Genomic DNA, 16,425 nt, shown 5'->3' with positions numbered 1-16,425 from the left:
CCTTCGCTCGTCGACGGAAGGGCCGGGCGCTCCACGGCACACGGTGTCAGCGGACGAGCTGCTGGCGTCACCCCGCGTCCCAGGCCGGTCGAGGTGGTGTGGGGGAGCCGGCGCCCTCGGGCGTCCACGCTCCGTCGCGGGTGCGCGTCAGCGCGCGTCCGTCCACCGGGTCGATGACGCTCAGCGTGATCCAGCCACCGGTTACGAGACGGGCGACGTCCGGCTGACGGGCCAGCACCTGCTCGACCGCCGCCGGCTCGGCGCACACGACCGCGAGCAGGCGCAGGGGCTGGTGCTGCGTCGGACCCGACCACGGTCCGTCGTGCAGGATGGCGGGGGAGTCCGCTCCGTGCGGCGCGGTCGGCGAGACGGCCTGCCACGGCAGCCCGATGCGTAGGTCACCCCGCACGCCGGTCAGCACCGCGGAGAGGCGGGCTCCGTCCCCGATGACGTTGTGGGTCGTCTTGTCGCCGGCGCCGAAGCGGTGCGGGTCGACCGTGGAGGTCCAGTACTGCGCCGTGATCCACTGGGCGACGACGACCGGTGCAGCGAGCAGCTGCTCCAGGACCGACGCGTCGGGGTCGAGATCCGGGCGGTAGGACTGGAGGAAGGCCCGGCCCCTCAGGTCCGTCCTCTCCGTGAGCCATCGCGGACCGACGATGATCGTCGCGGCCCCGGCCAGTCCCCACTCGGGCCGCGGCTGAGCCCAGTCGGCGGCGCGCGCCTGGACGTGCCGCAGCTGTGAGCGAGGTGCGTCGCCACGGGCATCCGGCAGGAGAGCCAGTCGTTCCGAGCGCACGGCCTCACCGGCACGGGCCAGGTCCATCTCGAGGAGCCGCAGCACGTCCGTCGAGGACGTCGGCACCTCGTGCCGGTCGAGGACCTCGACGATGTCTCGGGTGGTGTCGTGGACCGCTGCGACGAAGTGGGTCCCGCTGGGAATCCGCAGTCCCCGTGCGGCGAGCTCGGCGCGCACCCCGGGGTCCTCCAGCGCCGCAGCCATGGCCCGTGCGTTGACGTCGCTCGCGGAGCCGCCGCAGGCGCCGCAGTCGTATGCCGCGACGTGCGGGTTGTTGGTGACGGTGCCCCCGTGCCCCGCAATGACGACCAGCGGCGCGAGCCACTCGGTCCCGGTGGACGCGAGGAAGCCGGCAGCGGCGTCGGCCAGGGCCTCGACGCCCAGCTGCTCGACGACGTCGAGCCGTCCCCGGTGCGGCATGGTCAAGGTGCGCCGCCCCGAGGTGCGAAGGAGTCCGGCCAGGCGCGGCATCAGCGTGGAGGCGAGCACCAGCGGGGCCTGCAGCCAGCCGGCAAGCTCGGCCCAGGCGAAGGGCAGACCGGGTGCGGCCTCGAGGGACGTCGTCGCCGACGTCAGGGCGTCGCCGGTTCCCGTGAGGCCGTGGGTCCGGGGGCGCTGCTCGGTGACCTGCAGCCGAGGACGCAGCAGGCCCGGAGTCCGTTCGCTGACCGTTCCCTCAGGGCCATGGTGCCGCAAGGGAACCCCGAAGAAGCCGGCGGCGCCGATGGTCTCCCAGGGGCCCTGATCCTCCAGATGACGACGCAGCCGCTCGGAACGGACGTCGATGCAGGTGATCAGCTGCGCCGCCGGTCCGGGCGCCGCCTGGTTGGCCGCGGCACCTCTGGCCACCGCCCCGCCGGCTGCCGCCGTCGCGACGCCGCCATCCGGGGCCGTCGCGCCACCACCCGGCGCTCCCGCGCCGGTGAGGGTCGAGAGCAGCTCCCGCCGGTAGGCGCGCTCGAGCACCTCGGCGCGCAGCGGTCCCAGCCGCCCGCCCGCCAGCGGAGCGAGCAGGCGAGCAGCCTCGCGCACCTCTTCCTTGGTCACGTCGTCGTGGACGAGCCCGACCGACATCGCCATCGCCAGGATGGGCGCGAGGCCGTCGTGGGTGAAGCTGACGAGTTCCGCGGAGTCGAAGGGACGTCCGAGAAGCTTCGGGACCCAGGCCTCCGCGGTGACGACCTCGAGGGCCAGGCGCGCGGCTACGAGCTCCTCGACGAGACGGTGGGGAGCCGTCGGGGACGTGAGACGGCTCGCGATGGTCTCGGCCCCGTCGTGCGCCAGCCGCTCGTGCCGAGCTCGCCACGCCAGGTGCGCGGGCCAGCCGGGGTCGCGCGCGAGCACTCGGGCGATGAACCTGGGACGGTCCTGCGGACGCAGTCCCAGGTGGGTCAGCAGGGCGGCGATCGTGGCCTCGGGCTCCGCGGGCAGGGCGCGGACGACCTCGCCCGCTCCGCGCACGCGCAGCGCCGCGTCGAGGCCGTCGGCGCCGGCGCGCAGCTCGGTCCACGGACCGGTCGCGCCGGGCCACCCCGCGCCTGCCAGGCTCCGGGCGCAGGCGTGGTGACCCAGCTCGCGCGCCCGCCGCTCGATCCGGGCGGCTGCACGGCCTGCAGAGCTGCCGACCGCGCCCGCGGTGACCACGTCCAGGGGCGTGCGAACCCGGCGGTCGGGCTCCACACCAGCCCGCCGGAGCGCTGCTGCAGCCCACTCGATCTGCCCGGCGTCCGGGTCGTCGGCCAGCAGCAACGACCGGACGGCGAGGGTGGTGCCCACGGTGAGGAGCGCCGTGCCCGAATCGCCCTCCTGCGGCGCCGGAAGGGCGACCTCGGTGGCGACGGCATCGAGGTCCTCGTCACGGGCCCGGCCGGTGGCCAGGGCATCGCGCAGGTCACGGGCGGACGGCCCGGTGCGGGCGCCGTGCAGCTCGGAGCTGAGACTGACGGCCTCGTCCATCGGGAGACTCTCCAGCGCGGCCAGGGGGTTGCTCGCGACGAAGGCGGTCAACGGGTAGAGCGGCCCGCCGGTCATGGCCGCGACCCGGACCGAGCTCGCCGCAGCGTCCGCGTCTTCCACCGTCACGGGCGGGACCGCCAGTCCGACGGAGGCGGATCCGGCCAGCCGCTCCCGCACACTCCACGGGCGCAGCGCCGAGCGGGCGACGCGCCGGCTGAGGCCGGGACGGCGACCGGCCCGGGCAGCCGCGTCGAGAGCAGCACCGGCGGCGATGAGGCCGAGCAGTCCCACCGCCACGACGGCGAGCACCCCAGCGCCTGCCTCGGACCAGGCGGTCGGCTCACCGAGCGCTTCGGCGAGGGCGGAGCCGAGGCCACGCAGCACGAGCACGTAGGTGGCAGCGACGGTCACCACGACGAGACCACCGAAGGCCCGGGGGCCGGAGGGGACGCGCCGGCGCAGCACCGCCAGCAGGCCGCTGGCCGTGACGGCCATCGCGAGGCCCAAGGGCAGCAGCTCCGCGGGCGCGGTGAGGGACGGCCAGCCGGCAACCGGCACGACGGCCGTCCAGGCGACGAGCAGAGCCGACGCACCGACTGCCGTCGGGGCGATCCACCGGGGGCCGTATGCCGGCCGGCCGGGGGCGCTCGCGACGCTCGTGCCGCCCGTGCGCTGTCGGTCCACGGTGCCGCCGGCGCCGAGGAAGAGCGACGCCTTCCAGATGCCGTGCCCCACGACGTGCAACAGGACCCCAGCCGGGATGCCGATCGCTGCCTGCACGGCGAGGTAGCCCATCTGCGAGGAGGTCGAGGCCGCCAGACGGCCCTTCATGTCTGCTCGGGTGCGCAGCTGGCCGGTCGCGAGCGCGGCCGTGGCCGCACCCGCGACGAGGAGGACCCCGCGAGCCACGGGTGCGGCCTGGAGGATGGGCCAGACGAGCAGGGCCAGCACGCCGACACCGTTGACGAAGCCGGCATGCAGGAGAGCGCTCACCGGCGACGGACCCTCGGCGGTCTCGGGCAGCCACCGGTGGGCCGGCACCAGCGCGCTGCGCACCATGCCCGCCGTGACGAAGAGCAGCGCTGCGGCTGTGACGCCGACGGTGGCGGCGTTGGTCACGGCACCTGCGAGCGCCCCGCGGTCGAGCGTGCCGGTCGCGTGTCCGGCGACCACGACACCCGCGCAGAGCAAGGCATCCCCGACGAGGAGGCGCCCGCGGACCTGGCGCGACGCCTCGACGGCGCTCGCCGTCCCGGAGTGGGCGACCAGTGCCGAGAGGGTCAGCGACCCCGTCGTCCACGCGGCTGCCAGCACGGGGAGGGAGGAGGCGGTGACCGCGAGCGCGAGGGCGCCGACAGTCGTGGTCAGCAGAGCGGCATACCGGACGAGGCGGTGCTGTCCGACGAGATTGCGGGCGCTGTAGACGGCCACCACGGTGCCGACGAGGGCGACCAGGGTCAGCAGCGTCGCCTCGACGACGCCGATGTGCAGCCCCACGTCGGCGGTGCCCAGGGGGCCGAGGCTGACGCGGCCGACAGAAGCCGCGAGCGGACTGCCCGAGGCGGCCCTGACGAGGACGACCAGGGACAGCAGGCCGAGGGCCGCCAACGGGAACCGAACCACGCGCAGGAGCAACATGAGAAGCAAAATACATGAAAAGAAATGCATGTAAAGCGCGCCGTCCGTGGGGCGAGCCAGGCCCGGTCGTCGGGCACAATGAACCCGTGTCAAAGCGTGCGACGACGGAGTCCCCCGGTGAGGGCGAGGGTGGGGGCCACGGCGCCTCGGCCGCGACGCCGGAGGGCAACGGCTGGACGCTGCTGACCTCCCACGGGCGCGTCCTGCTGCTCATCGCCCGTGACCCGGGGCGTCGCGTGCGTGATCTGGCGGAGCGCGCCCAGATCACGGAGCGGGCCGCCGTGGGCATCGTCAAGGATCTCGAGCAGGCCGGCTACATCACGAAGATCCGCGACGGTCGGCGCAACCGCTACGTCGTCCACGACGAGGTCGCCTTCCGTCACCCGGCCGAGGCCGATCACCCCGTGCGTGAGCTCATCGAGATCTTCACCGGCCCGTCCACCTGACGGTCTGTCGCGAGCTCCTAGGAGCTGGTCAGGTAGCTCATGAGCGCCACGGTCATCGCGGAGGCGCCGGTCCGGAACGTGGGCTCCATGACGGGCGCGAACGTGCTCGCGTGGTTGCCCGGGATGGTCGAGGCCAGCGTCCCCTCGGCCGCCGCGCGTCGGTAGTCGTCGGGATCGAAGCCGCCCCAGATCCAGTAGAGATAGGGCGCGCCGAGCCCGTTCGGGATGTCGCTGAAGTCCTCGCTACCGGTGGACGGCTCCATGAGGACGGCCTTGTCGCCGAAGTGCTCGGTGAACGCGGCGGAGACCCGGTCGTGCACCTGCGGGCTGTTGTCGGTGACGGGGAAGGGGTCGGTGTAGTCGAACTCCGGCGGCGCCGGTGAGCCCGAGGCCTCGCACTCCGCCCTGACGATCCGCTCGATCGCCGCACGCAGCTGCTTCCGGGTGCGGTCGTCGTAGGCGCGCAGGTTGAGCAGCAGGGTCGTGCTCTCCGGGATGACGTTGCTCTTGCTCCCGGACTGGAAGGCGCCGACGGTGACGACGCCGAAGTGTCCGGGGGCGAGCTCGCGGGAGACGATGGCGTTGAGGCGCATCACCACGGCACTGCCGAGCAGGATGGGGTCGATGCCGAAGTGCGGCATGGACCCGTGGGTGCCGCGGCCGTGGAGGGTGATCCTGATGCTGTCGGCAGCGGAGAGGGCGGGGCCGGGGCGCGAGGCCACGGTGTCGTAGGGCAGCCCCATGACGTGCTGGCCGAGGGCGACGTCCGGCCGGGGGATCCGAGCCGCCAGACCGCCCTCGACCATGGCGCGGGCGCCGGTGCCGAGCTCCTCCGCGGGTTGGAAGAGCGCGATGACGGTGCCGGACCATGCGCTCCGGTGGTCGGCGAGCAGCTGGGCCGCGGCGAGCAGGCAGGTGACGTGCATGTCGTGCCCGCACGCGTGCATGACCGGCGTCTCGTGTCCGGATGCGTCGGTGGCGATGGCGGTGGAGGCGTAGGGCAGGCCACTTGCCTCCCGCACGGGCAGGGCGTCCATGTCGGCTCGCGCCAGCACCACCGGCCCGTCCCCGTTGCGCAGGACCCCCACCAGGCCGGTGCCTCCGATCCCGGTGTGCACCTCGTAGCCCAGCTCGGTGAGCCGGTCCTCGACCAGGCCGGCCGTCCGGTGCTCCTGGAAGCTGAGCTCAGGGTGGCGGTGGAGGTCCTGGTAGAGGTCGAGGTGCCAGGGCTCGATGGCGTCGAGGTCCGCGAGCAGCTCGTCCGCAGCAGTCATCTCCCATTCGTACCGGGGTCGAACGACCGGGACAAGACCCGCGAACCCGACGACCGAAGGGGGAGCGGCCTCAGGACGCGCGTGAGCCCGCCGGCAGGAGGTAGGGCTTGAGCAGGCGTTCGAGGAGCTCCAGGCACGTGGTGAGCGTGCTGGGAGCTGTGCCCGGTGCGGGTTCCCAGATGTCGCGGCTGACCCGCACGACCATGGAGTCGATGATGTCGGCGACGAGCTGGGGCTGGGCCTCTCCGTGGGCCTCGAGCGCTGCCACGAGGGGCTCCTGGAGCGACTGGTGGAAGCGGGACACGGGCTCGGCCAGCAGGGAGGGGTCGACCACGCTGGTCAGGGCCCGGGCCACGGCTTGCTCGGAGCCGGCGAAGAGCGTCAGGTTGGCCTCGACGTAGGCCCAGACCTGCCCACCGGGGGTGTCGGCGGCCTCCATCGACCCGGTCACCTGGCCGGCCCAGTCGGGAAAGACGTCGGCCACCACCGCGGCGAGCAGGTCGTCGCGCGAGTCGAAGTAGTCGTACACGCTGGACCGGGCCAGACCCGCACGGGCACCGACCTGTGCCAGGGACGGCGCACGTCCTTCCTCGGCCAGGTGCGCCCGTGCCGCATCCAGGATCGCGCGGCGTTGCCGAGCGCGGTGCTCGGCAACGGTGGGGGCCTGGATTCGCGGCACGGGTCACCTCGGTCAGGAGTCCACGCCGGCGGTCGGCGTGTGGTCTGCCAACCTACCGTCCGTCATCTCGAGCACCCGGTCGCAGTGGTGGAGCACGGCATGGTCGTGGGTCACCATCACCGTGGCGACGCCGCGGGTGTGCGTCTCGCGCGCGAGCAGGCCGACGATCTCCTGGCTGCGCTGGCGGTCCAGGGCCGCGGTGGGCTCGTCGACGAGCAGCAGCTGCGGGTTGGTGACCAGGGCGCGGGCGATGCCGACGCGCTGTCGCTCGCCGCCGGACAGCTGGTGGGGACGCTTGTTCGCCCGGTGGCTCATCCCGACCTCGTCCAGCAGGCTGGCAGGGTCGCGCGGTCGACCGGTGTCGGCGAAGGTCAGGGGCAGCCGGACCTGGTCCAACGCGGTGAGTGCGGGGATCAGGTTGGCGGACTGGAAGACGAACCCGATGTGGTCGCGGCGCAGACGGGTGAGCCGGCGCCGGTCCAGGGCGGCGAGGTCGACGCCTGCCACCGAGACCCGGCCGCTCGTGGGCGCGGTGAGTGCACCCGCCACGGCCAGCAGGCTCGACTTGCCTGAGCCGGAGGGGCCGACGACGGCCACGAGCTCACCCGGCTCGACCGTGAGGCTGATGGCGTCGAGAGCGCGCACGTCCTCCTCACCATCGCCGTGGACGAGGGTGACGTCCTCGAGGATCAGTCCGGAGGTGGAGGTCTGGTCGGTCATCGGTTGCCTCCGAGGGCGGTGAGGGGGTCGACCCGGGTGATGCGCAGCACGGCTGTCGCGGCGCCGACCATGCCCAGCGCGATGAGTGCCGCACTGGCCACGGCGATCGGCTGCGGGTCGAGGTGGAAGGGCATCGAGGTGCCGGTGAGCGCGGCACCCAGGAGGACGCCGGCCCCGACCCCGAGGCCCGTGGCCAGCAGGAGCAGGATGAGCGACTGGGCCAGGCTGTCGCGCAGCAGGGATCCGGTGCTGGCGCCCATGGCACGCAGCACGGCGACCTCCTGTCGACGGTGGATGGTGATGACGGTGAAGAACGCACCGACGACGAGAGCTGAGATCGCGTAGAGGAAGCCCTGGATCAGGTTCAGCGTCGAGGTCTCTGCGGTGAAGCCTGGTGAGGCGCCGAAGGACTGCTTCAGGGTCAGGGACGTGGTTCCCGCCGCGGTGTCTCCAGCGGCCAGGTCGAGGTCCGCCCCGGCCGCAGCGCGGACGGCCACGGCGGTGAACTCCTCGTAGACACGGCTCTGCACCGCCTCGCCCGGGCGGACCCCGGCGCGGACCTCCTGCCACGTCCGCAACGGCACGTAGCCCACGTCGACGTGGCCGAAGGTGTGCTGCCCGTCGAGGAAGCCGACGACCTTCAAGGTGTTGCCGGCCGGCGCGACCGTGAGCACGTCGCCGAGCTCGACCCCGGCCTTCTTGGCCGTGCTGCTGAGCAGGACGGTCCCCTCGTCGACCACGGACGATCCGTTCGTGGCACGTGGAGCCAGCCAGCTGCCCGGTTCGACGCCGAACAGTGCGAGATCGATGTCCACCCCTCCGTTCGTCGTGGCGTTGGCCAGTGCGTTCCCGAAGGGGGTGGCGTCCGCGACGCCCGGCTGGTGCTTCCACGACTCGACAGCGCCGGCTCCCACCAACGACCTGCTGAACGCGGCGTCCTTCGAGACGTTCTCCTGGAAGGCGAACGAGGTCGCGGGCATCTTCTTCAACCCGGACACCCCGTCGTTGACCAGCCCCTCCGACAGTCCCGACAGCAGCACCATCAAGATCGCGATGAGCGCGACGACTGCCCCCATCAGCGCGAAGCGACCGCGAGCGAACCTCAGTTCACGCAGTGCGAGAAACATGCATACCTCCAAGATGCCGACATCATGTCGGTAAAGATACCAACAGAGTGTCGGCAACGTGGGCAGGCATCGCGGGTAGGGCACAAGGACCTGACGGGGAGGTGGCGCCCCGACGCCCGGCGGGACGTAGGTCAGGTGACTGATGACCGGCGGCCGGAGTGGCCCCAGAGTCAGGAACGGGTCCGGAGGAACGCGTCAGCGACCCATCCACCGAGGACCTCGGCGGCGTCATCCGTCGCCGTCACCACAGCCTGGAGGTTGCCATGTCCACCGTCACCGTCGGCCACGAGAACGACCACGACATCGAGATCTACTACGAGGACCACGGGAGCGGTCGTCCCGTCGTGCTCATCCACGGGTTCCCGCTCGACGGGCGCTCGTGGGACAAGCAGGCCCGCGTGCTCCTGGAGGCCGGCTACCGCGTCGTGTCCTACGACCGCCGCGGCTTCGGCCAGTCGAGCAACACGACCGTGGGCTTCGACTACGACACCTTCGCCGACGACCTCTCGGCGCTGCTCGAGCACCTCGACCTGCGCGACGTCGTGCTGGTCGGCTTCTCGATGGGGACGGGTGAGGTGACCCGCTACCTCTCCCGCCACGGCTCCGACCGGGTCGCCAAGGCCGTCCTCATGGCGACGGTCCCGCCGTTCCTGCTCAAGACCGAGGACAACCCGGAGGGCGTCGACGGCTCGGTCTTCGAGGGCATCAAGGCCGCGATCGTCGAGGACCGCCCGGCGTACTTCAAGGCGTTCCTCGACGACTTCTTCAACGTCGACGTCCTCGGGGGGACACGGATCAGCGAGCCCGCGTGGCAGGCCGCGTTCGCGATGGCGCTCGCTGCAGGACCGTATGCCACGTGGGCGGCTGTCGACTCGTGGCTGACCGACTTCCGTGCCGACCTCGGGAAGATCGACGTGCCGACCCTGCTGATACACGGCGACGCCGACCGGATCCTGCCCCACGAGGCGACCGCCGCCCGGCTGCCCGGCCTCATCGCGGACCTGCAGGTGGTCACCGTCGTCGGTGGTCCGCACAACATCGCCTGGACGCACCCGGAGGTCGTCAACCCGGCCCTGCTCGACTTCATCAAGGGCTGACCGCGACGGGGGTGGCGGGCGGCGTCAGGCCCCTCGGGCCTGTCGGGCGCAGGGCTGGACACGCGGCTTCCCTGCGGCGCCGGCACAGGGCAGGCTGGGGGCGTGCAGCCACCGGGTGAGGCATCTGCGTCCTCGCCGACCGTGCCGACGCCGGCCCGCCACCTCGCCGGCCGTGCCGCCGAGACGGCGGTCCTCGACGCCTTCCTCGAACGTGCCGCGACGACGGGCGATGCGCTGGTCGTGACCGGTGACCCCGGCATCGGCAAGTCGGCGCTGCTCGAGCTGGCGGCGGAGCGGGCCGTGCTGCGGGGGTCGCTCGTGCGCCGGGTCTCGGGAGCCGAGTTCGAGGCCGACCTCAGCTACGCGGGACTGCACCAGCTGCTCATGAGCGACGCGACCGACCTCTCGTCCCTGACCGCACCGCACCGGACCGCCCTCGAGACTGCTCTCGGCCTGGGCACCGGCTCGCCGCCGGAGCGTCTGCTGCTCACCAGTGCGACGCTGGCGCTGCTGCAGCAGGTCTCGGTCCGTGCCCCCGTCCTGCTCGTCCTGGACGACATCCACTGGATGGACCGTGCGACAGCCGGTGTCCTCAGCCTCGTGGCGCGGCGCCTGCAGGGCACGCGCATCGGAATGCTCCTGGCCCAGCGAGCGGGGGAGGAGAGCTTCTTCGACCGCAGCACCGTGGCCGAGCTGAGCGTGGCACCGTTGGACGACGACGCGGCGGTGCACCTGCTCCGCGCCGCGCATCCGGCGCTGCACCCGGCGGTGCAGCATCGCATCGTGTCGGAGGCGGGAGGCAACCCTCTGGCCATCCTCGAGCTACAGCGCGGCATCACCGACGAGCAGCAGTCAGGTGCCGATGCCCTACCGACCACGCTTCCACTGACCGCCCGCCTGCGACGCCTGTTCGCCGAGCGGGTGTCCGCACTGCCCGCCCCCACGCGCCGGCTGCTGCTGCTCGTCGCCCTCGACCAGGGGGCGGGTGCAGCGCTGATGCGGGTCGTCGCGGCGTCGGACGCCGACCTCGAGCCTGCCGAGTCGGGTGGCCTCGTGTCGGTGGACCGGCGTGCCCAGCGCGTGGTCTTCTCCCACCCGCTCGTCCGCGCCGTCGTCGTCGACCTCGCGTCCGCCAACGACAGGCGGGCGTCCCACCGCCGCCTGGCCGACCTCGCAGAGGACGCCGACGTGCGCACGCTCCACCGGGCCGAAGCAGCGCTCGCGCCCGACGAGGTGGTGGCGACGCACCTCGAGGACCTGGCGACGAGGACGCTGGACCGCGGCGACGGGGTCCGCGCCGCAGCGCTGCTGCTCCGGGCGGCGGAGCTCAGCCCCGACGCGTCTCGGCGCGCCCGGCGGCTCGCCCAGGCGGCCTTCGTCGGGGCGCACGTCACCGGCACCCTGAAGGGTGCGGCCGCCCTCCTCGCGCGGGCCCGTGCCGAGGATCCGGACGCGACGCAGACCCTGCAGGTCGCGGTAGCGGCAGCCTCCCACCTACTCAACAACGACGGCGACATCGACACCGCGCACGGGCTCCTGACGGGCGCGCTGCGACAGGCGTCTGCGACCGATCTTGCGGACGGGGACGCGCGCACCGTCGAGGACGCCATGGTGACGCTGATGATCGTGTGCTCCTTCGGTGGTCGCGCCCAGCTCTGGACCGCCTTCGACGAGCTGCAGACGCGCTTCGGCGCGGTCCTGTCGCCTCCGGCCAGGATCGCGGCCACGACGTTCGCCGACCCGGTCCGGTCCACGCCGGAGGAGCTGGCCGAGCTCGACCGTCTCGTCGACGCCCTCGACCAGCTCGACACCAGCGACGCCACCGCCACCCTTGGCGACGCGGCCAGCCCGATGCACGTCGCCGAGCTCGGCCAGGCGCGGTGGTACGTCGGGCAGGTGCCCCGCGCACCGCTCGAACGCCTCGCGGCAGCCGGACGCGTCGGCGACACCGTCGCCCTGTCGGCGCAGGCTCTCGTCATGCTCGCCGTCGACGACTTCTTCCGCGGGGCGTGGGACGACGCCGCCGTCCGTGCCGACGAGGCCGTACGGCTCTGCGAGGAGCACGACTACGCACTGCTCCTGTGGGGCGCCAGGCTCCCGGGCCTGCTGCTCGCCGCGGCGCGCGGCGACACCGCCCACCTCGAGACCGCGCACCTGCGCATGAGGCAGTGGGCCCTCCCACGCAACGCGCTCGCGGTGCGCACCTTCACGGCATACGTCGACGGGCTGTCCGCGCTGAGCCGGGCGCGGTACCGGGAGGCCTTCGACGCGTACTGCTCCATCAGCCCGCCCGGCACGTTCCCGCCACACGGGCAGGTCACGGCGTGGATGGTCATGGACCTCGTCGAGGCTGCAGTGCGCTGTGGCGAGCAGAGGGCGGCCAGGGCACACGTCGCAGCCGCCGCCGAAGCCGGAATCCCTGCCCTGTCAAGGCGTTCCGAGTTCGTCTGGCGAGGAGCGAGCGTCCTCGCCGCGGGCGACCGGGAGTATCCGGACCTCTACGAGGCCCTGCTCGACGACCCGACCTCCGCGCAGTGGCCCTTCGACCTCGGACGCCTGGAGCTGGCTTACGGGGAGCGGCTCAGGCGTGACCGGGCGATGCGCCGAGCCCGACCCCTGCTCGAGAGCGCCCGACGACGGTTCACGGCCCTGGAGGCCGCGCCGTGGACCGCGCGGGCGGACGCCATGCTGGGGGCCACCGGCCCCACCCGCAGGGTCGGCGTGGAGCGGGCGACCGAGCTGACGGCCCAGGAGCTGCAGATCGCCCGCCTGGCCGCCTCGGGCCTCAGCAACCGCGAGATCGGCCTGCAGCTGATGTTGTCGCCCCGGACCGTCGGTGCGCACCTCTACCGCGTCTTCCCGAAGCTCGGCATCACGTCGCGGGCGGCCCTGCGCGACGCCCTCACGGCGCGGGGACACTGAGGGTCGAACGACTGATGTTGTGACGATCCTCGGCGACGCACCCTGACTGGAGCGGGGCACCGACGTGGTGCGCACCCGCATCCCCGTCCAGAAGGAGCGACCATGACCGAGGTCCTCGAGATCACGACCCTGAGGCTGGCCCCAGGGCTCAGCGGCGCCGACTTCGTCGACGCCAACGCCGACATCAACGCCTACCTGCAGCGGCGACCCGGATTCCGCTGGAGGCGCATCGTCCAGCGTGACGACGACGCCATCGTCGACATCGTCGCCTACGACGACCTGGCCCGTGCTCGCGCAGGGGCTGCGGGCATTACCGGTGAGATGGGCGACTCGCCCGTCCACGACACCATCGACCACTCGGCAGTCGACTGGCAGCTGACCACGGTCCTGCAGCACGTGGACGGCGAGGCGTCATGAGCGACAGAGGAATTCACGGCACCGGCCCGTCGACGATGAGGGCGGCCGTGCTCGACGAGTTCGGCGGCCTGCTCCGCGTCCGCGGCCTCTCGCGCCCGACCGCGGCAGCGGGGACGGTGGTCGTCCGCGTCGCGGCGAGCGGTGTCAACCCGCTCGACACGAAGATCCGCGCCGGCAGCGCAGCCCATGCTCGCGTGGTCCCGCCCGCGGTGCTCGGCCTGGACCTGGCCGGCGTCGTGGTGGAGGTCGGCGACGACGTCGAGGGCTTCGCCGTCGGCGACGAGGTCTTCGGGCTCACGGGAGGCGTCGGGGAGGTCCAGGGCTCCCTCGCGGAGTATGCCGCGGTCGACGCCGACCTGTTGGCGCACAAGCCGGCTTCGCTGAGCATGGTCGAGGCCGCTGCGCTCCCGCTGTCGTTCGTGACGGCGTGGGAGGGGCTCGTCGACCGCGCCTCCGTCCGAGCCGGTCAGACGGTCCTCGTGCACGGGGGAGCGGGTGGGGTCGGCCACGTCGCCGTCCAGCTGGCCGTCGCGCGCGGTGCGACGGTTTACGCCACCGGCAGCGGCCCGGACCTCGACAGGATCCGTCGCCTCGGGGCCGAGCCGATCGACTACCGCACCACCTCGGTGGAGCAGTACGTCTCCGCGGCGACCGGAGGCGAGGGGTTCGACGTCGTCTTCGACACCATCGGCGGCTCCACCCTGGACGCGTCCTTCGAGGCCGTACGCCGCTACACCGGCCACGTCGTGAGCATCCTGGGGTGGGGCACCCACAGCCTGGCGCCGCTCAGCTTCCGAGGGGCGACCTATTCCGGCGTCTTCACCCTGCTCCCGTTGCTGACCGGAGTCGGACGCGCGCACCACGGCGCCATCTTGCGCGCGGCCGCCTCGATGGCCGAGGCCGGGCTGCTGCGCCCGATGCTCGACCCCAATGGCTACGACCTGGGCTCCGTCATGGACGCGCACGCACGCATCGAGAGCGGGTCCGCCACCGGGAAGGTCGTCGTCACCGTGTCCAGCTGAGCCGGCCCGTCGGATCCGGGGGAGAATCGGCAACAGGTCAGTCAGCCGGGGACCGGAGACCGAGGGAAGGACGGCGTGCAGGCATGACGTTCGTGTGGACCGCTCTCGGTGTGGTGCTCGTCGTCGGCATCGGGCTCGTGGCCTGGGGGGCGCGGCCGGTCTCGCCCCCCGCCGAGGACGCCACGTCCCGGCGTCGCACGATGCAGACGCAGGTCGGCGCGGTGCTCGTCGTCGTCTCCCTCGGCGCGTTCGTGGTCGCCTACCTCACGGCACCGTGGCCCTGAGCCGGGGCGCCCCGCCCCGACCGGACGGCATACGACTCCGTTGTCGCAGCGCCTGCGAGACACGACATCCGGGTCGCCTCCGCTGCTTCGAGGGCCCAGCCGTGGGTACACCTCCGGTCATCACCGCGTGACGGTCGGCCCGAACCGAGGGCCACCGGGCGCGAGAGCGACACGGAGAGGTATCGCCATGACTGGCACCACATCAGGGGCTGGCCACCAGAACCCCGCACGCACGACCGTGCAGCGGGTGGCCATGGCTGTCGGCATCGTCTTCCTGCTCGTCGGGGTGGCCGGTTTCATCCCCGGCCTGACGTCCGACTACGGCGACCTCAGCTTCGCCGGGCACGACTCCAACGCAAAGCTGCTCGGGATCTTCCAGGTCTCCATCCTGCACAACATCGTCCATCTGCTGTTCGGCGTCGCGGGCATCGCCGCGGCACGTTCCTGGGGTGCCGCCCGCGGCTACCTCATCGGCGGAGGCGCCATCTACCTCGTGCTGTGGCTGTACGGGCTCGTCATCGACCAGAAGTCGTCGGCGAACATCGTGCCGGTCAACACCGCCGACAACTGGCTGCACTTCGCGCTCGGGCTCGGCATGATCGCCCTGGGCCTGCTCCTCGGCCGTCGCCGCACCATCGAGCCCACCGGGCACGACGCGATCATCGGCGGTCGCCCCCGGGGCGAGGTCCGCTAGGTCGTGACCGCATCCGTCCGTCGCTACGAGCCGCTCTCAGACCCGGCGTGGCACGTTGCCGTTGAGGCTGAAGAGCCACCGCATGACGGTGTGGCCGCCGTCGGAGGTCGGCGCGAACATGAGCGGACACCCGCCGGCGATGACGGTGATCCCGTGCGACCGTCCCCACTCCGCAGCCTCGGGCGACACGCTCCCTTCGCCGGGACCACGATGCATCCACACCTGGGTGATGCCGAGTGCGGAGCACTGCTCCATCGTCGCCTGGGCGCGCTCGGGGCGCGTGCCGACGACCACGGCCTCGACGCCTCCCGGGATCGAGGCCAGGTCGGGGTAGGCCGAATCCCCTTCTACCTCAGTCGTGTTCGGGTTGACGGCGAAGACCTCGTAGCCGCGCTCGCGCAGACGTCGGTAGACGGCGTTGCTGCCGTGGGCCCCGGCATCGCGTGACACGCCGGTCACGGCTATTCGGCGGCGGGTGAGGAAGTCGGCTGCGGCGTCCTTGATCGGTTGCATGGCGGTCCCCTCGTCGGGCGGCGCGGTGTCGGCGCCGCTTCTCGACGACCAGCGTGCTCCGCCGGCGCCCTGGCCGTCAGGGCCCAAGGTCCTGCCTTGCCAGCCGCTCCGCCGCCTCCCACGGCCTGGTCGGATCTCGATCCTGTCGCGGTGTGACGGAAACCGGTGCACGGCCGGTCCGGGCGCGGCACCCTGTGCGGCATGGGGAGCAGTGGCGCGCGGGCAGGGGTGGTCGGTGCGGTGGCGGCCGTCCTCCTGCTGGGCTGCAGCCGCTCGGCCCCGCCACCGTCTTGCGACCCGTGTGCTGCCCCTCCGACGTCGAGCCAGCCCGCCCCGCTCACGACGACGATGTCCCTCGACCTCAGGGTCGGCGGTGAGCTGCCCCCGGACGCCGCACGCGCCCTGGCCTCGGGCACCTCGGGGCCGTGCCCGCTGACCGTCCACCGACCCGGCAACCGGCTGGGTCTCGAGGTCGGCAGCGTCGTCCGCTTCACGCCGGCGCTGCCTCCCTTCGGTCGCGTGCCCACAGGCGCGACGCCGGGGATGCCGGGGACGACGTCGGCGACCCCCGCCACGGCCACGGTCACAGTCGACACGGCGGTGACGACCTTCATCTACGCGGGGCCGCACGTGGACCCGGCCGGCAACCTCGTCGGCGCGGGCTGCAGGTTCACGGGCCGCGGCACCATCCCCAACGCATCGGAGTGGTTGGTGCAGCTGCCCGACGGAACGACACTGACGCACCGGGCGACGTCTAGGCCGGTGCAGGTCGTCGGCGCCACGTTCGGCGCCGGCTGAGCCGGCGAACCCGACTGAGTCGTCGGAAGGCGACGGACG

At 72.7% G+C, this 16,425-nt stretch carries 14 protein-coding genes; 8 read left to right on the top strand and 6 right to left on the bottom strand.

Annotation, left to right across the window (positions count from 1 at the left end; all coding sequences use genetic code 11):
• Positions 1-67 precede the first annotated feature (67 nt).
• The gene (locus IEY30_RS10235; RefSeq protein ID WP_162180978.1) at positions 68-4,393 is read right to left on the bottom strand and encodes a putative inorganic carbon transporter subunit DabA; all 4,326 of its coding nucleotides are present in this window, start codon (positions 4,391-4,393) and stop codon (positions 68-70) included.
• Between the two features lie 86 nt (positions 4,394-4,479).
• On the opposite strand from IEY30_RS10235, the gene IEY30_RS10230 reads away from it, so the two are divergent.
• The gene (locus IEY30_RS10230; protein ID WP_229674929.1) at positions 4,480-4,839 is read left to right on the top strand and encodes a helix-turn-helix transcriptional regulator; all 360 of its coding nucleotides are present in this window, start codon (positions 4,480-4,482) and stop codon (positions 4,837-4,839) included.
• 17 nt (positions 4,840-4,856) lie between these two features.
• Here IEY30_RS10230 and IEY30_RS10225 read toward each other — a convergent pair whose 3' ends face one another.
• From IEY30_RS10225 to IEY30_RS10210, 4 genes are all read right to left on the bottom strand, one after another.
• Complete coding sequence (locus IEY30_RS10225; RefSeq protein WP_052358289.1) at positions 4,857-6,113, bottom strand: amidohydrolase; 1,257 nt, start codon at positions 6,111-6,113, stop codon at positions 4,857-4,859.
• A gap of 70 nt (positions 6,114-6,183) precedes the next feature.
• Positions 6,184-6,792 (bottom strand): TetR/AcrR family transcriptional regulator, encoded by a 609-nt coding sequence (locus IEY30_RS10220; protein ID WP_030193724.1) that lies wholly within the window; start codon positions 6,790-6,792, stop codon positions 6,184-6,186.
• A gap of 12 nt (positions 6,793-6,804) precedes the next feature.
• Positions 6,805-7,512 (bottom strand): ABC transporter ATP-binding protein, encoded by a 708-nt coding sequence (locus IEY30_RS10215; RefSeq protein ID WP_030193726.1) that lies wholly within the window; start codon positions 7,510-7,512, stop codon positions 6,805-6,807.
• Positions 7,509-8,639, bottom strand: coding sequence for an ABC transporter permease (locus tag IEY30_RS10210; protein WP_030193728.1), 1,131 nt, complete (start codon positions 8,637-8,639; stop codon positions 7,509-7,511). The genes IEY30_RS10215 and IEY30_RS10210 overlap by 4 nt, the downstream gene beginning before the upstream one ends.
• A gap of 263 nt (positions 8,640-8,902) precedes the next feature.
• On the opposite strand from IEY30_RS10210, the gene IEY30_RS10205 reads away from it, so the two are divergent.
• From IEY30_RS10205 to IEY30_RS10180, 6 genes are all read left to right on the top strand, one after another.
• Positions 8,903-9,736 (top strand): alpha/beta fold hydrolase, encoded by an 834-nt coding sequence (locus tag IEY30_RS10205; protein ID WP_030193731.1) that lies wholly within the window; start codon positions 8,903-8,905, stop codon positions 9,734-9,736.
• A 102-nt stretch (positions 9,737-9,838) separates the two neighbouring features.
• The gene (locus IEY30_RS10200; protein WP_081920317.1) at positions 9,839-12,658 is read left to right on the top strand and encodes a helix-turn-helix transcriptional regulator; all 2,820 of its coding nucleotides are present in this window, start codon (positions 9,839-9,841) and stop codon (positions 12,656-12,658) included.
• Positions 12,659-12,760: 102 nt separating this feature from the next.
• Positions 12,761-13,075, top strand: coding sequence for a hypothetical protein (locus tag IEY30_RS10195; protein WP_030193736.1), 315 nt, complete (start codon positions 12,761-12,763; stop codon positions 13,073-13,075).
• Entirely contained in the window at positions 13,072-14,097 is a 1,026-nt protein-coding gene (locus IEY30_RS10190) for a zinc-dependent alcohol dehydrogenase family protein (RefSeq protein ID WP_229674928.1), read from the top strand. The genes IEY30_RS10195 and IEY30_RS10190 overlap by 4 nt, the downstream gene beginning before the upstream one ends.
• Before the next feature lie 83 nt (positions 14,098-14,180).
• Positions 14,181-14,381, top strand: a complete 201-nt coding sequence (locus IEY30_RS10185) for a hypothetical protein (RefSeq protein ID WP_030193739.1) — start codon at positions 14,181-14,183, stop codon at positions 14,379-14,381.
• A 187-nt stretch (positions 14,382-14,568) separates the two neighbouring features.
• Complete coding sequence (locus IEY30_RS10180; RefSeq protein WP_052358290.1) at positions 14,569-15,075, top strand: DUF4383 domain-containing protein; 507 nt, start codon at positions 14,569-14,571, stop codon at positions 15,073-15,075.
• A 36-nt stretch (positions 15,076-15,111) separates the two neighbouring features.
• On the opposite strand, the gene IEY30_RS10175 is transcribed toward IEY30_RS10180, so the two are convergent.
• Complete coding sequence (locus IEY30_RS10175) at positions 15,112-15,588, bottom strand: CoA-binding protein (protein WP_030193743.1); 477 nt, start codon at positions 15,586-15,588, stop codon at positions 15,112-15,114.
• Positions 15,589-15,936: 348 nt separating this feature from the next.
• Between IEY30_RS10175 and IEY30_RS10170 the strand changes: the two genes are divergently transcribed.
• On the top strand, positions 15,937-16,386 hold the full coding sequence (locus IEY30_RS10170; protein WP_052358291.1) for a hypothetical protein: 450 nt from the start codon (positions 15,937-15,939) through the stop codon (positions 16,384-16,386).
• Positions 16,387-16,425 lie beyond the last annotated feature (39 nt).

This window comes from Terrabacter tumescens (genome assembly GCF_014646815.1).
GTDB lineage: Bacteria > Actinomycetota > Actinomycetes > Actinomycetales > Dermatophilaceae > Terrabacter > Terrabacter tumescens.
The sequence above is the reverse complement of the archived record's forward strand: the minus strand, read 5'-3'. Positions and strand labels throughout refer to the sequence as shown.